The sequence below is a fragment of the Neisseria sicca 4320 genome (genome assembly GCF_000193735.1).
Classification (GTDB): domain Bacteria; phylum Pseudomonadota; class Gammaproteobacteria; order Burkholderiales; family Neisseriaceae; genus Neisseria; species Neisseria sicca_E.
Genome location: NZ_AEPF01000121.1, coordinates 1 through 743 on the forward strand (window position 1 = coordinate 1; position 743 = coordinate 743).

The 743-nt window shown below is 32.8% G+C and carries 1 protein-coding gene; it reads right to left on the bottom strand.

Annotation, left to right across the window (positions count from 1 at the left end):
• Positions 1–90: 90 nt before the first annotated feature.
• The gene (locus NSCA4_RS0110655) at positions 91–555 is read right to left on the bottom strand and encodes a type IV pilin protein (RefSeq protein WP_029609734.1); all 465 of its coding nucleotides are present in this window, start codon (positions 553–555) and stop codon (positions 91–93) included.
• Positions 556–743 lie beyond the last annotated feature (188 nt).

A 743-nucleotide genomic window follows, 5' to 3' on the forward strand; every position in this document is an offset into this window, starting at 1 on the left:
ATATATAATAAGTATTGGCTCAGACTCTACTTAATTAATATTAGTTTAAATAGATGTACAAACCATTCAGTAATAACTGCACAAACCCTCTTAAAGCCGATATACGGAACAGTTTTTATCTGCACCAGAAAAATAGTTTTTCGTAACATCATCACAAGAACTAGCAGTACTCTCACAAATAAAAATCGTTAGAGATTCATTAATCTTTATTACCCTAGGTTCTTTATTCTTATCCAATGCAACTGCCTTTAAAGTAAATTTCCCATCTAACGCGCCTCTAGCAAGCCCATGTGGATAAATACAAAAGTTTTCTAAACTCCGAGAGTTAGGCAAATCAGGCCACGCTGTAGAAGTTTTCTTGAAACTACCATTCTGCTGATAAAATCGTTCCATAAACTGAGCACTCTCAACAAGCTCTGCCAAAGCCAGACGTATTTCAGAGTCTCTAATATGTTTTTGATAACTTGGGTAAGCTATTGAAGCTAATATTCCAATTATAGCAATTACAAAGATTAATTGAGTAAGAGAATACCCTTTATAATTTGCTTTATTCATCATTTATTACCTATTAATAATGTCATTACCTAATTCGAATATATATCCTTTTGTATAAGAAACCTTTTGGGTTTATATTACTTACTTTCGAACTGACTAAGAACTCCCATATTTTCTCCAAGCAAAATAACAGCCTACATCTCAAACTCCTTGTCTAATGCTCTCAGTTGATTTACTTTTGAACAGTG